This is a genomic window from Aminobacter niigataensis, assembly GCF_014200015.1.
GTDB lineage: Bacteria > Pseudomonadota > Alphaproteobacteria > Rhizobiales > Rhizobiaceae > Aminobacter > Aminobacter niigataensis.
Map to the genome: position 1 here is coordinate 60808 of NZ_JACHOT010000002.1, position 18556 is coordinate 79363.

22 protein-coding genes and 1 tRNA gene are annotated in these 18556 nt (G+C 63.3%); 12 read left to right on the forward strand and 11 right to left on the reverse strand.

The features are described 5' to 3' along the window. Positions 1 to 72 precede the first annotated feature (72 nt). On the forward strand, positions 73 to 744 hold the full coding sequence (locus GGQ99_RS10025) for an outer membrane protein (protein ID WP_183262446.1): 672 nt from the start codon (positions 73 to 75) through the stop codon (positions 742 to 744). A gap of 122 nt (positions 745 to 866) precedes the next feature. Here the strand turns inward: GGQ99_RS10025 and GGQ99_RS10030 are convergent, their stop codons facing one another. Together GGQ99_RS10030 and GGQ99_RS10035 are read right to left on the reverse strand one after the other, a co-directional pair. Continuing rightward, a complete protein-coding gene (locus GGQ99_RS10030) occupies positions 867 to 1319 on the reverse strand; it encodes a DUF995 domain-containing protein (RefSeq protein ID WP_183262447.1) in 453 nt (150 codons plus the stop codon). Positions 1320 to 1473: 154 nt separating this feature from the next. Further along, positions 1474 to 1558, reverse strand: a tRNA-Leu gene (locus tag GGQ99_RS10035). Between the two features lie 183 nt (positions 1559 to 1741). On the opposite strand from GGQ99_RS10035, the gene GGQ99_RS10040 reads away from it, so the two are divergent. Together GGQ99_RS10040 and GGQ99_RS10045 are read left to right on the forward strand one after the other, a co-directional pair. After that, the gene (locus GGQ99_RS10040) at positions 1742 to 2329 is read left to right on the forward strand and encodes a YqaA family protein (RefSeq protein ID WP_108606856.1); all 588 of its coding nucleotides are present in this window, start codon (positions 1742 to 1744) and stop codon (positions 2327 to 2329) included. A 37-nt stretch (positions 2330 to 2366) separates the two neighbouring features. Beyond that, positions 2367 to 2882, forward strand: a complete 516-nt coding sequence (locus GGQ99_RS10045; RefSeq protein ID WP_108606855.1) for a disulfide bond formation protein B — start codon at positions 2367 to 2369, stop codon at positions 2880 to 2882. Positions 2883 to 2964: 82 nt separating this feature from the next. Here the strand turns inward: GGQ99_RS10045 and GGQ99_RS10050 are convergent, their stop codons facing one another. Beyond that, complete coding sequence (locus tag GGQ99_RS10050; RefSeq protein WP_108606854.1) at positions 2965 to 3522, reverse strand: HNH endonuclease; 558 nt, start codon at positions 3520 to 3522, stop codon at positions 2965 to 2967. 118 nt (positions 3523 to 3640) lie between these two features. Then, entirely contained in the window at positions 3641 to 4294 is a 654-nt protein-coding gene (locus tag GGQ99_RS10055) for a DNA-3-methyladenine glycosylase family protein (RefSeq protein ID WP_183262448.1), read from the reverse strand. A gap of 75 nt (positions 4295 to 4369) precedes the next feature. On the opposite strand from GGQ99_RS10055, the gene gluQRS reads away from it, so the two are divergent. After that, positions 4370 to 5245, forward strand: a complete 876-nt coding sequence (gluQRS, locus tag GGQ99_RS10060) for a tRNA glutamyl-Q(34) synthetase GluQRS (RefSeq protein ID WP_108606852.1) — start codon at positions 4370 to 4372, stop codon at positions 5243 to 5245. On the opposite strand, the gene GGQ99_RS10065 is transcribed toward gluQRS, so the two are convergent. Then, the gene (locus tag GGQ99_RS10065; RefSeq protein ID WP_055973121.1) at positions 5242 to 5529 is read right to left on the reverse strand and encodes a hypothetical protein; all 288 of its coding nucleotides are present in this window, start codon (positions 5527 to 5529) and stop codon (positions 5242 to 5244) included. The two genes, gluQRS and GGQ99_RS10065, sit on opposite strands and share 4 nt — an antisense overlap. A 196-nt stretch (positions 5530 to 5725) precedes the next feature. Here GGQ99_RS10065 and GGQ99_RS10070 point away from each other — a divergent pair, with 196 nt between their 5' ends. Further along, entirely contained in the window at positions 5726 to 6619 is an 894-nt protein-coding gene (locus GGQ99_RS10070; protein WP_183262449.1) for a DMT family transporter, read from the forward strand. Here the strand turns inward: GGQ99_RS10070 and GGQ99_RS10075 are convergent. Then, complete coding sequence (locus GGQ99_RS10075) at positions 6586 to 7437, reverse strand: YihY/virulence factor BrkB family protein (protein WP_183262450.1); 852 nt, start codon at positions 7435 to 7437, stop codon at positions 6586 to 6588. The two genes, GGQ99_RS10070 and GGQ99_RS10075, sit on opposite strands and share 34 nt — an antisense overlap. Before the next feature lie 89 nt (positions 7438 to 7526). Here GGQ99_RS10075 and GGQ99_RS10080 point away from each other — a divergent pair, with 89 nt between their 5' ends. The 7 genes from GGQ99_RS10080 to GGQ99_RS10110 all read left to right on the forward strand — a co-directional run bounded on the left by GGQ99_RS10080 (position 7527) and on the right by GGQ99_RS10110 (position 12917). Continuing rightward, the gene (locus tag GGQ99_RS10080; RefSeq protein ID WP_425486794.1) at positions 7527 to 8369 is read left to right on the forward strand and encodes an SDR family oxidoreductase; all 843 of its coding nucleotides are present in this window, start codon (positions 7527 to 7529) and stop codon (positions 8367 to 8369) included. A 27-nt stretch (positions 8370 to 8396) separates the two neighbouring features. Next, on the forward strand, positions 8397 to 8588 hold the full coding sequence (locus GGQ99_RS10085) for a twin transmembrane helix small protein (RefSeq protein WP_108606850.1): 192 nt from the start codon (positions 8397 to 8399) through the stop codon (positions 8586 to 8588). A gap of 6 nt (positions 8589 to 8594) precedes the next feature. Further along, positions 8595 to 9176, forward strand: a complete 582-nt coding sequence (locus GGQ99_RS10090) for a cob(I)yrinic acid a,c-diamide adenosyltransferase (RefSeq protein ID WP_183262451.1) — start codon at positions 8595 to 8597, stop codon at positions 9174 to 9176. Between the two features lie 38 nt (positions 9177 to 9214). Next, a complete protein-coding gene (locus GGQ99_RS10095) occupies positions 9215 to 10003 on the forward strand; it encodes a rhomboid family intramembrane serine protease (protein ID WP_183262452.1) in 789 nt (262 codons plus the stop codon). A 220-nt stretch (positions 10004 to 10223) separates the two neighbouring features. After that, positions 10224 to 10973 (forward strand): electron transfer flavoprotein subunit beta/FixA family protein, encoded by a 750-nt coding sequence (locus GGQ99_RS10100; RefSeq protein ID WP_108606847.1) that lies wholly within the window; start codon positions 10224 to 10226, stop codon positions 10971 to 10973. Between the two features lie 23 nt (positions 10974 to 10996). Further along, a complete protein-coding gene (locus tag GGQ99_RS10105; RefSeq protein ID WP_183262453.1) occupies positions 10997 to 11926 on the forward strand; it encodes an electron transfer flavoprotein subunit alpha/FixB family protein in 930 nt (309 codons plus the stop codon). A 109-nt stretch (positions 11927 to 12035) separates the two neighbouring features. Next, entirely contained in the window at positions 12036 to 12917 is an 882-nt protein-coding gene (locus tag GGQ99_RS10110) for a 3-hydroxybutyryl-CoA dehydrogenase (protein WP_108606845.1), read from the forward strand. Positions 12918 to 12923: 6 nt separating this feature from the next. Here the strand turns inward: GGQ99_RS10110 and GGQ99_RS10115 are convergent, their stop codons facing one another. From GGQ99_RS10115 to ugpB, 5 genes are all read right to left on the reverse strand, one after another. Continuing rightward, on the reverse strand, positions 12924 to 13727 hold the full coding sequence (locus GGQ99_RS10115) for a GGDEF domain-containing protein (RefSeq protein WP_159091605.1): 804 nt from the start codon (positions 13725 to 13727) through the stop codon (positions 12924 to 12926). Between the two features lie 243 nt (positions 13728 to 13970). After that, on the reverse strand, positions 13971 to 15017 hold the full coding sequence (gene ugpC, locus GGQ99_RS10120) for a sn-glycerol-3-phosphate ABC transporter ATP-binding protein UgpC (protein WP_183262454.1): 1047 nt from the start codon (positions 15015 to 15017) through the stop codon (positions 13971 to 13973). Next, a complete protein-coding gene (gene ugpE, locus GGQ99_RS10125) occupies positions 15017 to 15865 on the reverse strand; it encodes a sn-glycerol-3-phosphate ABC transporter permease UgpE (protein WP_183262455.1) in 849 nt (282 codons plus the stop codon). Before ugpE ends, ugpC begins: the two co-directional genes overlap by 1 nt. A gap of 189 nt (positions 15866 to 16054) precedes the next feature. Further along, positions 16055 to 16939: a sn-glycerol-3-phosphate ABC transporter permease UgpA gene (gene ugpA / locus GGQ99_RS10130; RefSeq protein WP_183262456.1), complete on the reverse strand. Its 885-nt coding sequence runs from the start codon at positions 16937 to 16939 to the stop codon at positions 16055 to 16057. A 172-nt stretch (positions 16940 to 17111) separates the two neighbouring features. Further along, positions 17112 to 18422 carry a sn-glycerol-3-phosphate ABC transporter substrate-binding protein UgpB gene (gene ugpB, locus GGQ99_RS10135; protein WP_183262457.1) on the reverse strand — a complete coding sequence of 437 codons (1311 nt, stop codon included), beginning with the start codon at positions 18420 to 18422 and terminating at the stop codon, positions 17112 to 17114. Positions 18423 to 18556: the final 134 nt, after the last annotated feature.

Consider the following 18556-nt stretch of genomic DNA (forward strand, 5'->3'; position numbering starts at 1 on the left):
AAGGGCGGTTACTTTTCAGATTGCAGGAAGCGTGTTATCGACCCCCCACGGACAATTGTACTTGGGGGACCTATGAGACAGCTATTGCTTGCCACGAGCGCGCTGGCGCTTGGTGCCGGAACTGCTGCCGCGCAGGATCAGGCTTACGACTGGTCGGGAGCGTATGTCGGTGTGCAGGCCGGGTATGCCGTGGGTCAATCCCTCTACACAAACACGGACTTCCCCACCGAATACGTCAACTACGATCCTGACGGTTTCTTTGGTGGCGTCTACGCGGGCTACAATTTTCAGATGTCAAACAATGTCGTTCTGGGCGTTGACGGTGACCTGAACTTCACGGGCATCAAGGGAACCAATGACTACTGGTGGGTAGGCGGAATCCCGGTTCCGACAGCAAGCGCTGAGATCAAGTACACAGCCGCGCTTCGTGCGCGTCTCGGCTATGCAGTGGGTCGGTTCCTGCCATATGTCGCCGGCGGGCTTTCCGCGGCAAAATACGACTTCGATTTCGTTAGGGATAGTACCGGCTTCGTATACTATGATGAAAGCAAGTCCATGTTCGGCTGGAATGTCGGCCTGGGCGCCGAATATGCGGCCACCGACAATCTGGTTCTGCGCGCCGAGTATCGCTATTCTGATTATGGCTCCAAAAGCTTCGCGCAGCCGGACTTCTTCAGTATAGATGATGCCAACGTCACGCTGTCGTCGCACGACTTCCGCTTAGGGGTCGCCTACAAGTTCTGACGCCGGCCCCGTCATGATCGGCATATGCACTTCCATCTTTGGTGGCGGCCCCATACCCGCAAGACGGAGTGTCAACGCATTGGTCATCTGTCAGAGGGGCCGAGCCCCCCTGACACTCAAGGTCATTTCTTCAATGCAGCGAATTCTTTCGAGACCCTGTCGCCCTTGGAAAGTCGCGATGGCTCATTGTCTCGATATGCGTCCGCTTTCGCTTCATCGCCGGACCAGCGCATAAAGTACTTCTCGCCCGATTTGTGCCACGTGTAGCAGTCATCGACCTTCTGCTTTTTTCCCGATGCCACTTGAACGGTTTCAATGGTCAGGCACATCTTGTTGCCAGACACTTTCCAGTTGCCTTCGCCGTAGGCCTTTTTGTCTTTACGCACCATTTTCGCAGAGCCATCGGAAGCGAAGAAGATGCGGACGCTTTTCCAGTCAGACGACTTACCCTCGTACATGCTACGGACTTCTTGAGACGACAGCTCAGTCGCACCTTCCGGTAATGTCGCAGATAGCGTCGTTGACAGTGGTACACATGTAAAGAAAATCGCAGTCACACTAAGCCTGAATTTCATCACACAACCCTCCCAATCTCGCGATCAGTATTAGCAATGACTAATGTATCACGAAAGAAGGGGATATACTATGAGAAGTGAGAGCCTGCCTGCGGGCCGCGTAGCGGGTCCCTTCAGGTACGATGCTGATTTATTGGCTTTCCACCATAGTTAGTGGTGCCCCTAGCCGGGATCGAACCAGCACTCCTTGCGGAACTCGATTTTGAGTCGAGCGCGTCTACCAATTCCGCCATAGGGGCCTGCCCTAAACGGACAGATCGGTCGCGGACTATACGGTCAGCCACCCGTCCGTCAACTGCCCTGGCATGCGATTGTGCGACAGATTGTGCAAGTAAAGCTCGTTTCGCATTCGTGAACTCCTCACGCATTGTGCGCCACAGCATTTCTTCCTAAACAGGCAGCGCGTTATCCTAGGGGGCCAGATGCTTCGCCGACTCTACGACTGGACCTTGTCGCTCGCGGCAAGGAAATCCGCCGAATGGTGGCTGGCTTTCATCGCCTTCATCGAAAGCTCGATCTTCCTGGTGCCGGCCGACGTGCTCTATCTGCCGATGGCGCTGTCGCGGCCCGACCGCGCCTACCGCTACGCGATCGTGGCGACCGTGGCCTCCGTGCTCGGCGGAATCGCCGGCTGGTTCCTCGGCCATTACGCCTTCGAGGCGGTGGCAAAGCCGGTGCTCGAATTCTACGGCAAGTATGACGAATTCGAAGCGCTCAAGCTCGCGTCCGGCACCGGCATCATCCTCTTGATGCTGGTCACCTCCGGCCTTTCCCACCTGCCGCCGATCAAGGTGGTGACGATCCTTGCCGGCGTCGTCGGCTTCCCGCTCGGCTGGTTCATCGTCTCGGCGATCATCGCCCGCGGCGCCCGCTTCCTGTTTTTGGCATGGCTGCTCAGGACCTATGGCGAGCCGATCAAGCACTTCATCGAAAAGCGCCTCGGCCTGCTGGCCGGCATCGCGGCCGCTGCCCTCATTTTGCTCTATCTTCTCGTCAAATACCTCCACTGAGCGGCAAGCGCCGGTAACAACAGCTGGGCAACACGAAATGACCACCCTCGCCTCCCCGACAGGCCGCAGCCAGACGCTGACGGCGCTTTTCCTCGCCGTTGCCATGGCCGTCGTCGTCGGCACCGCCCTCGGCTTCCAGCACATCGGCGGCTACATGCCCTGCAAGCTCTGCCTAGAGCAGCGCACGCCCTATTATGTCGGCGTGCCGCTGATGGCTCTGGCCGCCCTTTCGTCGGCCATGCACTGGCCGGCCTGGATGACCCGGGCGCTGCTGGCACTTGGCGGGCTGCTGATGCTCTACGGGCTTTATCTCGGCGCCTTCCACGCCGGCGTCGAATGGCGCTGGTGGGCCGGCCCGACCGACTGCGCGGCGGTGAGCGGCACCATCGACACCGGCGGCAAGGGCTTGCTCGACGTGCTCAACGAGGTCGTGCCGCCGCGCTGCGAGGATGCGGCACTTCGCGTGCTCGGCCTGTCCTTCGCCGGCTGGAACGTGCTCGCCAGCGCATTCCTGGCGGTCGTGGCGCTGCGCGGTGCGTTCAGGAAGGGGTGACGGCGTTGGGGAGTTCGCGATCTGTCGCGCCCCGTCCCGCCGGACATCTCCCCCGCAAGGGGGGAGATCAGATCAGCCTTCATCAAGGCTCCAGTTCGACATCCCAATAGAGATAATCCATCCAGCTTTCGTGCAGATGGTTGGGCGGGAACAGCCGGCCGTTGTTGTGCAGGTCGTGCACCGTCGGCTGGAACGGTTTCTGCAGCGGCCACATCTTGGCCTTGGCCGGCATCAGTCCGCCCTTGCGCAGGTTGCACGGCGAGCAGGCGGCGACGACGTTTTCCCAGGTCGTCGCCCCGCCGCTGTGGCGCGGGATGACATGGTCGAAGGTCAGATCCTCCGGCGTGCCGCAATACTGGCACTGGAAGCGGTCGCGCAGGAAAACGTTGAAGCGGGTGAAGGCCGGATAGCGCGACGGCTTCACATAGGTCTTGAGGCTGACGACGCTGGGCAGCTTCATCGAGAAGGTCGGCGAGGAAACGGCGTGCTCGTATTCGGCGACGATGTTGACGCGCTCGAGGAACACCGCCTTGATCGCGTCCTGCCAGGACCAGAGCGACAAGGGGTAGTAGCTGAGCGGACGATAATCCGCATTCAGCACTAGTGCTGGGAGCCCATCCGGAGACACGGCAACCGTCACTTCGTGTACCTCCTTGGCTCCCGAACCTAACGGTGCGGATACTGTAAGCCCGAGGTGACAGGAATGTGAAGCGCCTTGTCGGTCACAAAGCCCGTCAAAAATACGCGATTTTGCGCATTCAGGCGGGATTTCCGGCCGGCGGCGCGCCATCGCGGCCCCGGGTCTCGCGATAATACGCCCAGAACAGCCGCGACGCGACCCCCCGCCACGGCGCCCATGATTCGGCAAGCCGAATCAGCGCCCTCTCGCCGGGGCGCGGATCGATGCCGAGCGCATGGCCAACGGCCGACTGCAGGGCGACGTCGCGGGCCGGAAAGATGTCGGGGTGGCCGGCGGCGAACAGCAAATAGACCTCCGCCGTCCACGGCCCGATGCCTGATATGGCGACCATCCTTGCCATGGCTTCCTGCGCTTCGAGGCGACAGAGACCATCAAGGTCGAGGCCGTCGGCGGTAGCCTGGGCGACGGCCAGCAGCGTGCGCTGCTTGGGCCTGGACAGGCCGGCTTCGCGGAACATGTCCTCGCCGGCAGCGAGCAGCGCCGCGGGTGTCAGCGGGTCGACAAGTGTGGTCAGCCGACCGAAGATCGCCTTGGCGCTTGCCGTCGAGACCTGCTGCGAAACAATGATCGAGGCGAGGCTGGCGAAACCGGGCTCGGTCAACCTGAGCGGCACCTCGCCGGCAATGCCACGCACGACCTCCAGCCGCGGGTCGATCGCGCAGAGAGCATCGAGACCGCGATGTACGTCGTCGAGATTGGAGATCCGGCGCATGGCGTCACTTGTTAGGTTGCGTCGGGCAACGTAGCAATCGGCAACGCAAACCTTCAATGCGAAACCGCAACGCTCATGACTGCTCCTGTCTTCCGCTTCGCCCCCAGTCCGAATGGTGAGTTGCATCTCGGCCATGCGCTTTCGGCGCTGACCAACCAGCGCATGGCAAAGGCCGTCGGCGGCCGGCTGCTGCTGCGCATCGAGGACATCGACGTCACCCGCTGCACGCCGGAATTCGAGGCCGGCATTTTCCGCGACCTATCCTGGCTCGAGCTGACCTGGGAGGAGCCGGTTCGCAGGCAGTCGGAGCATTTCGGCGCGTATGAAGCCGCGCTCGAACGCCTCAAGCGCGAGGGGCTGGTCTATCCGGCATTCATGAGCCGGGGCGATATCCGCGCCGCGATCATGACGTTCGAGGCCACGGGGAAGACCTGGCCGCGCGATCCCGACGGCGCGCCGCACTATCCCGGCACCGACAGGACCATTTCGACGCGCGAGCGCAAGCGACGCATAGATGCAGGTGCACCCTTTGCCTGGCGGCTCGACACGGCAGAAGCGCTAGCGCGGCTCGATGGCCGGCTGAACTGGCTTGAATGGACCGACGAAACGATGGGCACGACCACCGACGTGGCAGCGGACCCGCTGCAATGGGGCGACGTCGTCATCGCTCGCCGCGAGATTCCGACCAGCTATCATCTGTCGGTGGTTGTCGACGACGCGCTGCAGGGAGTGAGCCACGTCGTGCGCGGTCGCGACCTCTATTTCGCAACCTCGGTGCAGAGGCTGCTGCAGGAGATGCTCAGGCTGCCGCAGCCGACCTATTTCCACCACAGGCTGGTGCTCGGGCCGGATGGCCGCAAGCTGTCGAAAAGCCAACGCGACACCGGCCTCGCGGCATTGCGCGAGGCCGGTGAGTCGCCGCAATCGGTGATGCGGATGCTACAGACCTAGAACCTGGCAAATCCCGCCTTGACCAGCGCCAGCACGCTGATGAAGACGAACGCGCCGCCAAGCCCCCAGGCGACGGCGAGGTTCAGGTCGCGCAGTGTAATGCCATAGCTGTTGGCGACCAGGACGGCGCCAAAGAAGCCGACCGTGAACAACAGCATGTTGCCGGTCGGGCCAAAGCCGTCGTCCTTCATGATGGCGTCGAGTGCAGCGCCAAAAAAGAACGCCATGACGGCGACGAAGGCGATTGCCATCATCAACCAGCCCGGGTCGAGATTCCACAACATCCTCGGTCCTTTCAGAGGCCGACTGTGTAGTTTCTACCGGGCCGCCTCCCGGGTGCGCTCACCCAGATCGGATCGTCAGATCAGGTTCGGTGAATCTATGGATCAATCGTTTCATTTTGCTTGCGCGAATATTCGGCATTAGAGCGATCGCATGAACTCCTACCGGGCGCGGCGTCCGGCGACGCGCGGTGGACCCATGACATCCTCTCCAAAGCGGCTGATCCCGGCCACCTTCGTGCTGTTGTGGGCGACCGGCTTCATCGGTGCGCGCTATGCCATGCCGTGGGCGGAACCGTTCACCTTCCTCGCCATCCGTTTCGTGCTCGCCTTCCTCATCCTCGGCGGCGTGATGCTCGTGCTGGGCTCCGGGCGGCTTTCACGACGCGCGGCACTGCATGCCGTGCTGATCGGCATGCTGCTGCACGGCGTCTATCTCGGCGGCGTGTTCTGGGCGATCCACCAGGGCCTGCCGGCCGGGTTGTCGGCGCTGATCGCCGGGCTCCAGCCACTGGTGACGGCGGTGCTGGCCGGCAAGCTGCTTGGCGAAGAGATCCGCCCGCGCCATTGGGTCGGGCTCGCCACAGGCTTCGTCGGCGTGGTGATCGTGCTGTCGCCGAAGCTCGGCACGCTCGGCGGAGGCGTGACCTGGCAGACGCTGACCGCATCGGTCATCGCCATGGCCGGCATCAGCGCCGGCACCATCTGGCAAAAGCGCGTCGGCGCGACCGGCGACCTCGTCACCGGCACCTTCTGGCAGTATGTCGGCGCGGCGATCCTGATGACCATCGCCTCGCTGGTGTTCGAGACGCGGCAGATGACCATCAACGGCGAACTGATCTTCGCCATGACCTGGCTGGTGTTCGTGCTGTCGATTGGCGCGATCTTCCTGCTGATGGTGATGATCCGCGACGGCGCCATGTCGAAGGTCGCCTCGCTGTTCTACCTCGTGCCGGCGGTGACGGCCGTCATCGCCTGGGCCCTGTTCGGCGAGCAACTGTCGGCAATCCAGCTTGTCGGCATGGCGATCGCCACGCTGGGCGTCGGCCTTGCCACGGCTCAGCCGGGCACGCGGGCGCGGGCCTCGAGATAGCGGCTGATCGCGGCATTGAGCTCGCCGCCGAGGATGAAGATCGCCGAGACGATGTAGAGGAACACGACCGCGATCATGATCGAAGCGAGGCCGGCATAGGTGGTGACATAGGACGAAAAGGTGTCGAGATAGGCGGCGAAGATCGTCGATCCGACGAGCCAGGCGAGCAGCGTGAAGACGATGCCGGGTAGAATGCTCATAAAGCGCCGGCGGCCGGCCGGAAGCCAGATATGCACGGCAAACAGCCCGAACACGATGACCGCCGAGGCGATGATGAAGCGCCAGACGGTGATGGTGCCCATGTAGGGCTGGATCCATTCGAACTTGGCCTCGAGGATGCGCGCGATGATCGGCGCGAACACCAGCAGCACCGAGATGGCAACGAAGCCGATCGTGGCGATGAGCACGAAAATCAGGCTCTGGGTGCGCCGGAACCAGAAGGTGCGGGTTTCGGCGACGCGGTAGGCGCGGTTGAGCGAGGTGCGCAGCGCCTCGACGCCGTTGGAGGCGAAGTAGGCGGCGAGCAGCACGCCATAAGTCAGAAGGTCTGTGCGCGGCACGGTGAGCACGTTGACCACCTCGCGGGCGATGGGTGCCGCGATCTGCTCGGGCCAGGTGTCGAACACCAGGTGCACTGCGGTTTCGGCAAAGGCGTCGGCGCCGAGGAAGCTGGCAAGCGTGGTGGCGAAGATGAGGAACGGAAACAGCGCCATCAGCGTCGAGATGGCGAGATGACTGGCCATCGCCCAGCCGTCGTCGTCATGGAAGTGGCCGGCTGCGTCAAAGAGCACGCGCCTTGTGGCGACGATCTTGCGCATCAGCTCCAGTTTACCGCTCCATCCGATTGTTTCCAGGGCGCGAATATGGGAAGGGTTTGCCCCGGTTGGCAAGTGTTGGCGGCAGCGAAGTGAACCCGATCAAGGAGTTACGCACGATAATCGTGACCGGCGCGTCGTCGGGCATCGGCGCGCATTGCGCCCGTGCGCTGCAGGCGGAGGGCTGGCGGGTGTTCGCCACGGCGCGCAAGCCGGAAGACATCGCAGCCCTGGAGGCAGATGGCATCGAAGCACTCTATCTCGACTACGCCGAACCGCAATCGATCGAAGCGCTGGTGGAAACCGTGCTCGAACGCACCGGCGGCAGGCTCGACGCGCTGTTCAACAACGGTGCGCATGCCCAGCCCGGCGCGGTCGAAGACCTGCCGATGGCGGCACTCCGTGACCAGTTCGAGGCCAACTTCTTCGGCTGGCACGACCTGACCCGCCGCATCGTGCCCATCATGCGCGCCCAAGGACATGGCCGCATCGTCAACTGCTCTTCGATCCTCGGGCTGACGCCAGTGCCCTTCCGCGGTGCCTATACCGCCTCCAAGCACGCGCTAGAGGGCCTGATGCTGTGCATGCGACAGGAACTCAGCGGGACAGGCATCCATGTCTCGATGATCGAGCCGGGCCCGGTGAAATCGAAGATCGCCACCAACGGGCTGACCTGGTTCCTGCGTTACATCGATCACGAACGCTCGGCCCACCATGAAGCCTATCGTGCCCAGCTCGCAAGGCTGTCCAGCGGCGGCTCCAAATCGCGGATGAAACTGGGGCCGGAAGCGGTTCATGCGGTATTGCGACACGCCCTGCTGTCGCCGCGCCCGCGTCCGCATTATGTTGTCACGACCCCGGCGAGAATCGGCGTCGTGCTGAAACGCCTCCTGCCCGCCTCGCTGCTCTATCGCATTCTGGCCCGCCAAGCCTGACCGGCGGCCAATCGAACTGGAACTCAAATGGCTACCGTATTCAACATCATTGCCGTCGTCCTCATGTTTGCCGTGGTGGTCGTCCTGATCCGCGGCCTCATCAACATGCTGCGCGGCGGCTCGGGCAACACCTCCAACAAGCTGATGCAGGCACGCGTGCTCTTGCAGGCGGTGGCGCTGGTGTTCATCCTGCTGACCCTCTATTTCACGCGCGGCTGAGCGGAAATGGTCAAGCTCAACAAGATCTACACCCGCACCGGCGACGACGGCACGACAGGGCTCGGCAGCGGCGAGCGCCGCCTGAAATCGGACCTGCGTGTCGAGGCCTACGGCGCGGTCGACGAGGCCAATGCCTGCATCGGCATGGCGCGGGTTCATACGGCAACCGAGCATTCCGACATCGACGCCATGCTCGGTCGCATCCAGAACGACATGTTCGACCTCGGCGCCGACCTGTCGACGCCCGACACCGGCAAGGACCTTGGCTACGAGCCGCTGCGCATCGTCGCCAGCCAGACCGCGCGCATCGAAGCCGACATCGATCGGCTCAACGCCGACCTCGCCCCGCTCAGGTCGTTCGTGCTGAATGGCGGCTCGCCGGCGGCTGCGGCGCTCCATCTCGCCCGTACGGTCGCCCGGCGCGCCGAGCGCGTGATGGTGGCGCTGGCCCAGGACCCGGCCGAGCGCGTCAACCGCGAAGGCATCCGCTACATCAACCGCGTCTCCGACCTGCTGTTCGTCGCCGCGCGCGTGGTCAATGACAACGGAAAAGCCGATGTGCTATGGGTTCCCGGCAAGAACCGCTGATCAGCAGATAAAGTCGCCGGGAGGCGGAAGCGAGCCGCATGTTCATTCCGCTCTACGATTCGAACCGCCTGCGCCACATCCGGATGCAATATGTGACGTTGGGCCTGATCGCCATCAACGTCATCGCCTATTTCGTGACGTCGCTCGGCAGCGAGGAGTTCGCAACCGCCGCGGTCTTCGGCCTGGGCTACATCCCCTCGGTGGTGCATGACCTTGCCGAACTGTCGCCGGACCTGATCATCATCCCGGAAGACCTGAGCTACGTCACCTATTCCTTCCTGCATGGCGACATCCTGCATCTCGGCGGGAACATGCTGTTCCTGTGGGTGTTCGGCGACAATGTCGAGGATGCGCTCGGGCACTTCCGCTTCCTGGTCTTCTACCTGCTCTGCGCCGTTGCCGGCGCTTTCCTGCACGGCCTGATCCTGCCCGACTCCCAGACGCCGCTGATCGGCGCGTCGGGCGCCATCGCCGGCATCGTCGTCGCCTATCTGATCCTCTATCCCCGCGTGAAGGTGTGGGTGCTGGCCTTCGCCCGTATCCCGCTGCGCATCCCGGCCTGGATTCCGCTCGTCCTATGGGTGCTCTTCCAGTTCCTGATGATCGCCATCGGCGGCGACGACGAAGTGAGCTGGGCGGCCCATGTCGGCGGCATCGTTGCCGGCGCCGTCCTGGTGCTGGTGCTGCGCCGGCGCGACGTGCCGTTGTTTGCAGATGCGGAAGCGGCCGTGCCAAGCCCCGAAAAGACCGAAGCGCCCGCCATGCCCGAGCCCGCGACGCCGGAACCGCCGACGGCGCAACCGGCACCGCGCTGGGGCCGGCAATAGCGGGAAAAACGCAGCTTGTTTCAAACGATTTGAGCTTGAAGCAGATATTGACGCTAACGTCAGCCACAACTACGTTCCGCCCGCTTGCGGCAGCCCTCCCGCCACCAAAAGCGCGAGATCAAGTCTGTTTTTCCGCCCAATATGTCGGCAATCGACAATTGCGTCGGCCCGAGCGCTGCTATAGCGCGCCTAACATCGCTGTTCAGAGAGGTACCAGCCCATGAAAGTTCTCGTCCCGGTGAAGCGGGTTGTCGATGCGAACGTTAAGGTGCGCGTGAAGAGCGACGGCTCGGGTGTCGAGCTTGCCAACGTCAAGATGGCGATGAACCCGTTCGACGAAATCGCGGTCGAAGAGGCGATCCGGCTCAAGGAAGCCGGCAAGGTCGAGGAGATCGTGGTGGTCTCGATCGGGCCTGCCCAGGCCCAGGAAACGCTGCGCACGGCACTCGCCATGGGCGCCGACCGCGCCATCCTGGTCAAGGTCGACGAGGCGGTCGAGCCGCTCGGCGTCGCCAAGGTGCTGAAGGGCGTGGTCGACGCAGAGAAGCCGGGCCTGGTGCTGCTCGGCAAGCAGGCGATCGACGACGACAGCAATCAGACCGGCCAGATGCTGGCTGCCCTTCTGGGCTGGGCCCAGGGCACCTTCGCCTCGAAGATCGAGCTTGGCGGCGACAAGGCCAGCGTGACGCGCGAAGTCGACGGCGGCCTGCAGACCGTCGAGCTCAAGATGCCGGCGATCGTGACGGTCGACCTGCGTTTGAACCAGCCGCGCTATGCCTCGCTGCCCAACATCATGAAGGCCAAGAAGAAGCCGCTCGACGAGAAGTCGGCCGCCGACTTCGGCGCCGACGTCACGCCGCGCCTCAAGGTTCTGAAGACCGAGGAGCCGGGCGGACGCAAGGCAGGCGTCAAGGTCAAGACGGTGGCCGAGCTGGTCGACAAGCTGCGTAACGAAGCCGGCGTGCTGTAAGCGAAGCGAAAGGGATCAAAAACATGGCAATTCTCCTCATCGCCGAACACGATAACGCTTCGCTCTCCGACCAGACCGCCAAGGCGCTGTCGGCAGCACAGAAGATCGGTTCCGACATCGACGTGCTGGTTGCCGGCAAGGGCGCCAAGGCCGCGGCCGACGCCGCCGCCAAGCTCAAGGGCGTGCGCAAGGTTCTGCTGGCCGAAGCCGACGAACTGGCCGAGCGCCTGGCCGAGCCGATGGCGGCCCTGGTCGTCTCGCTCGCGCCCAACTACGACACCATCGTCGCTGCCGCGACCTCGACCGGCAAGAACGTCGCCCCGCGCGTCGCGGCCCTGCTCGACGTCGCCCAGGTGTCGGAGATCATCGAGGTGATCTCGGCCGACACCTTCAAGCGCCCGATCTATGCCGGCAACGCCATCCAGACGGTGCAGGCGACCGACGCCAAGAAGGTGATCACCGTGCGCACCGCCTCGTTCCAGGCAACTGGCGAAGGCGGCTCGGCTTCGGTCGAGACGGTTTCGGCTGCAGCCAATCCCGGCCTGTCCTCGTTTGTCGAGAACAAGCTGTCGGAAAGCGACCGTCCGGAGCTGACCTCGGCCAGGATCATCATCTCGGGCGGCCGTGCGCTCGGCAGTTCAGAGAAGTTCCAGGAGGTCATCCTGCCGGTCGCCGACAAGCTCGGTGCCGCCGTCGGCGCCTCGCGTGCTGCCGTCGACGCCGGCTACGCCCCCAACGACTGGCAGGTCGGCCAGACCGGCAAGGTAGTGGCGCCCGACCTCTACATCGCCTGCGGCATCTCGGGTGCGATCCAGCACCTCGCCGGCATGAAGGATTCCAAGGTCATCGTCGCCATCAACAAGGACGAGGAGGCCCCGATCTTCCAGGTTGCCGACTACGGCATCGTCGGGGATCTGTTCGTCATCCTGCCGGAACTCGAAAAGGCGCTTTGACGCCCCAACGAGTGACGTACTAAAATGTGATGGCCGGGGTAGACGATGCTACCCCGGCCATTTAGTTTGCATTGCACAAAACTAAAAAGCCTGCGACGGGATAGGTGTGATGACGGGTAAGATCGAGACGATCGGCATTGTCGGCGCTGGCCAGATGGGCGGCGGTATCGCACATGTCTCCGCGCTGGCCGGCTACAGCGTGCTGCTCTACGACATTTCTCCGGAACGCATCGAAAAGGGCATCGCCACCATCAACGGCAACCTGGCGCGCCAGGTCGCGTCGGGCAAGCTCGAGGACCAGGCCCGCAAAGACGCCATGGCCCGCATCGGCTCGGCGCCTGCCATGGCCGACCTCGCCAGCGCCGACCTTGTCATCGAGGCGGCGACCGAGGACGAGACGATCAAGCGCAAGATCTATGCGCAGCTCTGTCCGCAGCTGAACCCCGAGGCGATCCTCGCCACCAACACCTCCTCTATCTCGATCACCCGCCTGGCCGCCCAGACCGACCGTCCGGAGCGCTTCATCGGCATCCACTTCATGAACCCGGTTCCGGTGATGAAGCTGGTCGAGCTGGTGCGCGGCATCGCCACCGAAGACAAGACCTTCGAGGCCGCCAAGGACTATGTCCGCCACCTCGACAAGACGGTAACGGTGTCGGAAGATTTTCCGGCCTTCATCGTCAACCGCATCCTTCTGCCGATGATCAACGAGGCGATCTACACGCTCTATGAGGGCGTCGGCACCGTCGAAGCCATCGACACCGCCATGAAGCTTGGCGCCAACCATCCGATGGGCCCGCTGCAGCTGGCCGACTTCATCGGCCTCGACACCTGCCTGTCGATCATGCAGGTGCTGCATGACGGCCTGTCGGACTCGAAATACCGCCCCTGCCCGCTGCTGGTGAAATATGTCGAAGCCGGCTGGCTCGGCCGCAAGACCGGGCGCGGTTTCTACGATTACCGCGGCGAGCACCCCGTTCCGACGCGCTGATCGCCTTCAGTTCAAGAGGCTGGGCGCAAGCCAGCCGGGCGTCAAGTCCGGCGGCATCGGCGCAAGCTCGACGCGATTGCGCCCCGCGCCCTTGGCTTCGTAGAGATGCAGGTCGGCGACGCGGAAAAGCTCCTCGAAGCCGACCGGGCTGTTGAACACCGCCCCGCCGACGCTGACCGTCAGCCGATGGAGCCGGCCGGCAGGCTGGAACGGAGCCTCCGCCACCGAACGGCGGATGCGCTCAGCGATGTCGGCGGCATTGACCGGCGACGCTCCCGGCAGAAAGACCGCGAACTCCTCGCCACCGAGGCGGCCGAGCATGTCGTCCGAGCGCAGGCAAGGCTGGATCGCGGCGACGATGACGCGCAGCGCCACATCGCCCTCGGCATGGCCGAAACTGTCGTTGATCGTCTTGAAGTGGTCGGCATCGATGACCAGCAGCGCGCCCATGGTGCGCTGGTTGCGACGTGCGATCTCGCGCGCCAGCACGTCGTTGACACGGCTGGAGAATGCACCCCGGTTGAGGCAGGCGGTCAGGGCATCGGTCGATGCAGCGACGACGAGCTTGTGGTTGACGATCGCCAGTTCGCGCAATTTCAGCGTCAGGTAGAAGAACAGCGGCGCCGCCAGCAGGATCGGAACCACGGTCGCCTCGATCAGCACCAGGTCGAAGACCTCGGCGCCGGCATTTTGGAAAAGCACGAAGGTAACAGCGAGCGAAAACGCGACGCAGCCAAGCGTTCCGAACACCGTCCAGCCGGCCAGTTGCAGCCACGCGCTCCACGACAGCTTCTTCAACGATGCCCGCAATGCCGCCACCTCCTTGATCCTACACCGATCTTCGGTCGAGCGGCATGAACAACAGGTTATCGCCGGCGCTCAAATGCAAGCGATGTGGCGATCGGTTGCGGTTGCGGTTGTTGGGTTGTGCGTCCTTCGACAGGCTCAGAATAAGGATCTCAGGCGAACGTCAGCGCAAACTCCCTCATCCTGAGCCTGTCGAAGGACGCAAGACGGCACGACCGCGCTGCTGGCCCGCGCAATCGCCAAGCATCAGACCCGTTTGCCGTCGCTGCCGAAGAAATGCACCTTCTCGCGCCGGGCGAGCACCGGCAACTGGTCGCCGACGGCCACGGCAGTGCGGCCGGGCACCCGAACGACGATCCGCCCGCCGGCGGCCTCGCAGTAGAGAAAACTCTCCGCACCGACCGGCTCGACGCCCAGGACGCGGGCCATGAGCCGAAGCCCGCCTTCCGACGCGGCGCCATCCGCACCGACTTCGCAATCCTCCGGCCTGAAGCCGATCGTCGCAGCATTGGCGGGAATCGCCGGCAGCGACACCGCGCCCTCAAGCTGGCCGCTGCGCAGCGGCAGGAGGTTCATCGGCGGCGCGCCGATGAAGGAGGCGACGAATGTCGAGGCGGGCTTTTCGTAGATGTCGAGCGGCGCGCCGAGCTGTTCGACGAGGCCGGCATTCATCACCACCAGCACGTCGGCCAGCGTCATGGCCTCAAGCTGGTCGTGGGTGACGTAGACCGAGGTGACGCCGAGTTTGCGCTGCAGGCTCTTGATCTCGACGCGCATCTGGCCACGCAGCTTGGCGTCGAGGTTGGACAGCGGCTCGTCGAAGAGGAAGACCTTGGGGCTGCGCACGATGGCGCGGCCCATGGCGACGCGCTGACGCTGGCCGCCCGACAGTTCGCGCGGGCGCCGCTCGAGCAGATGGGCGAGCTCCAGCGTCTCGGCAGTGGTGCGGACGCGCTTGTCGATCTCGTCCTTCGGCATGCCGCGGTTGCGCAGGCCGTAGGCCATGTTGTCGTAGACCTTCATATGCGGGTAAAGCGCATAGTTCTGGAACACCATGGCGATGTCGCGCTCGGTCGGGCCGATGGCGTTGACCACCTTGCCGTCGATCGAGCAGGTTCCGGCCGAGATCGTCTCCAGGCCGGCGATCATCCTGAGCAAGGTCGACTTGCCGCAGCCGGACGGCCCGACGAGCACGCACAGCTCCTTGTCGGGAATGGCGATGGAAACGCCCTTCACCGCCTCGACCCCGCCCGGGTAGACCTTCTTGACGTCCTTGAGATCGACGGTTGCCATTATTTCTCCGTATCGACGAGGCCGCGGACGAACCAGCGCTGCATCAGCACCACGACCAGGATGGGCGGCACGATGGCCAGCATGGAAGTGACCATGACCAGATGCCATTCGGTGTCGGCATCGGCGAACGAGATCATCTTCCTGAGCGCAATGACGATGGTGTTCATGTCGTTGCGGTTGGTGACGAGCAGCGGCCAGAGATATTGCGTCCAGCCATAGATGAAGAGGATGACGAACAGCGCCGCGATGTTGGTGCGCGACAGTGGCAGGAGGATATCCCAGAAGAAGCGCCATGGCCCGGCGCCATCGACGCGCGCGGCCTCGACCAGCTCGCCCGGGATGGTGAGGAAGAACTGGCGGAACAAAAGCGTCGCCGTCGCCGACGCGATCAGCGGCACGATCAACCCGGTATAGGTGTCGATCAGGCCGAAATCGACCATCACCTTGTAGGTCGGCAGTATGCGCACCTCGACCGGCAGCATCAGCGTGATGAAGATCAGCCAGAAGAACGTCATCCTGAGCGGGAAGCGGAAGAACACGATGGCATAGGCCGACAGCAGCGAAATGATGATCTTGCCGATGGCGATGCCGAGCGCGACGACCGTGGTGTTGAACAGCAGTGTCGCCACGCTGACCCCGCCGATGCGCCCCACCCCGCCGAACAGCGCCTCGGAATAGTTCTCGACGAAACGATCGCCGGGCAGGAGCGGCAGCGGCGGACGCAGGATGGTCTGCAGCGAATGCGTCGAGGCGACGAAGGTGTAGTAGATCGGAAACGCCACGATCAGGATGCCGAGCACCAGCACCAGGTGGGCGATGAACGTGCGGATGGGGGAATTGTCGATCATGGGTAGACACCGCCCTCCCTTCTCCCCCTGCGGGAGAAGGTGTCGCCGAAGGCGACGGATGAGGGGTGTTCCAGCAAGCACTCGGTCGCGAGTTTGGTGGGACGAAGGCCTGCGCCCTGTCCAACACCCCTCATCCGACCTCGCTGCGATCGGCCACCTTCTCCCACAAGGGGAGAAGGCAAAAACATCTCACCCATAGTGCACCTTCTTCTCGACATAGCGGAACTGGACGGCGGTGAGCGCAATCACGATGACCATCAGGATCACCGACTGCGCCGCCGAGTCACCGAGGATCAGATTGACGAAGCCGTCGTTGTAGACCTTGTAGACCAGCGTCTCGGTGGCCTTGCCCGGCCCGCCGCCGGTGACGGCGTGGATGATGCCGAAGGTGTCGAAGAAGGCGTAGACGGTGTTGACGACCAGCAGAAAGAAGGTGGTCGGCGCAAGCAGCGGAAAGACGATCGTCCAGAAGCGCTTGAATGGTTTGGCGCCATCAATGGCTGCCGCCTCGATCAAGGTCTTCGGGATCGCCTGCAGGCCGGCGACGAAGAACAGGAAATTGTAGCTGATCTGCTTCCACGAGGCGGCGGCAACGACCAGCACCATCGCCTGCTCGCCGTCGAGCAGAGGGTCCCAGTTGATGCCGAGCCAGCGCAGGCCATAGGCGAGTGAGCCGATCGACGGGTTGAACAGGAACAGCCACAGCATGCCGGCAATCGCCGGCGCGACCGCATAGGGCCAGATCATCAGCGTGCGGTAGACGCCGCGGCCGCGGATGACCTTTTCGGCCATGACGGCGAGCAGCAAAGCCGTGCCCATCGCGACGGCTGCGGTGGCAATTGAAAATACCGCCGTGACCTGGATCGAATTGAGATAGTTGGGGTCCGACAGGACCTTCTTGAAATTCGCGAACCAGACGAACTTCGACGACAGGCCGAACGGGTCTTCCCGGAGCATCGACTGGCGCAGCGCCTGGCTGGCCGGCCAGTAGAAAAAGACCAGCGTGATCGCCAGCTGCGGGGCGACCAGCAGGTAGGGCAGGATCTTGTTGGGAAAGACGACGCGTGGGGACAATGAGAGCCTCGTGACGAACGTCGAACGTCAATGCCGCCCCTCATCCGCCTGCCGGCACCTTCTCCCCGTGAAAGACGGGAGAAGGAACAAGCGGGAACGTGGATGCCCCCTCTCCCCGTTTTTCACGGGGAGAGGGTAATGGTGAGGGGCAATTCTGGGCCTGGCGTCCGGCTTAGTTTCCGATCGCTTCCTGGATCGCCTTGTTGCCGCGCGCAACGATGTTGTCGAGTGCCTGCTGGGCGGTCTGCTGACCGGCGAGCATCTTCTCGTACTCTTCGTTCTGGATGTCGCGGACCTGCGGCAGGTTGACGAGGCGGACGCCCTTCGAGTTTTCGGTCGGCGCCTTGCCCATCATCTGCTTGATCGGAATCTCGCGGGCCGGGTTCTTGTCGTAGAAGCCCGACTTCTTGGTTTCCTCGTAGGCCGCGAGCGTGACCGGCAGGTAGCCCGAGACCTGGTGCAGCCGCGCCTGGATCGGCGTCTGCGACAGGAAGTTGAAGAAGGCGCCGACGCCCTTGTATTGCTCTTCCGGCAGGCCGGCGAAGATCCACAGCGATGCGCCGCCGGGGATGGTGTTCTGCGGCGCGCCCGCAGCATCGGCTTCGTAGGGCAACTGGCCGGTGCCGTAGTTCATGCCCGACTTGACGATGTCGCCAAGACCACCGGAGGACTCGGTGAAGATGCCGCATTCGCCTGCGAGGAAGATCTGCTTGGCCTCGGAGGTGCGGCCGCCATATTTGAACGTGCCGTCCTTGGCGAGATCGGCAAGCTCCTGGAAGTGCTTGACGAAGGCCGGAGCGTTGATCTTGAGCTCGACGTCGGTGCCGCCGATGCCGTTTTCATTGGTGCCGTAGGACAGGTTGTTCCAGGCGGCGAAATTCTCGGTGTGGATCCAGGTCAGCCAGGTCGAGGTAAAGCCGCAAGGTGCAGCACCGCTCGACTTGATCTTTTTGGCGGCGTCCCAGACCTCGCCCCAGGTCTTGGGCGGATTGTCGACGTCGAGGCCGGCTTTCTGGAAGATGTCCTTGTTGTAGTAGAGGATCGGCGAGGACGAGTTGTACGGGAACGACAACATGGTGCCGTCGGGCTTGGAATAATAGGCGACGATGCCCGGCAGGTACTGGCTCTTGTCGAAGGCCTGGCCGCCCATCGACAGGATTTCGGCGACCGGCTTGATGGCGCCTTCGGCACCCATCATCGTGCCCGTGCCTGCATCGAAGACCTGCATGATCGTCGGCGGCTGCTTGGCGCGGAACGCGGCGATGCCGGCATTAAGCGTCTCGGGATAGGTGCCCTTGAAGACCGGAACGACCTTGTATTCGCTCTGGCTCTCGTTGAATTCCTTGGAAAGCTGGTCGACGACCTCGTTGTTCGCGCCGGTCATGGCGTGCCACCATGAAATCTCGGTGACGGCGAAGGCGGAGGTGCTGGACAACAGCGTCATGGTGGCGGCAACACCGGCCGCGAAGCCTAGGGTCTTCATTGTCTCGCTCCCGTTCTGGTTGGCGAAATGTTTAGTTCCGCGGGGAGCAGTATTGTCGGATTATGACAGCGCTACAACAGTTTTGTATTGATCGTATGAAGGGCGCATTTGGCGCACTTCATTTTCACTTGCGT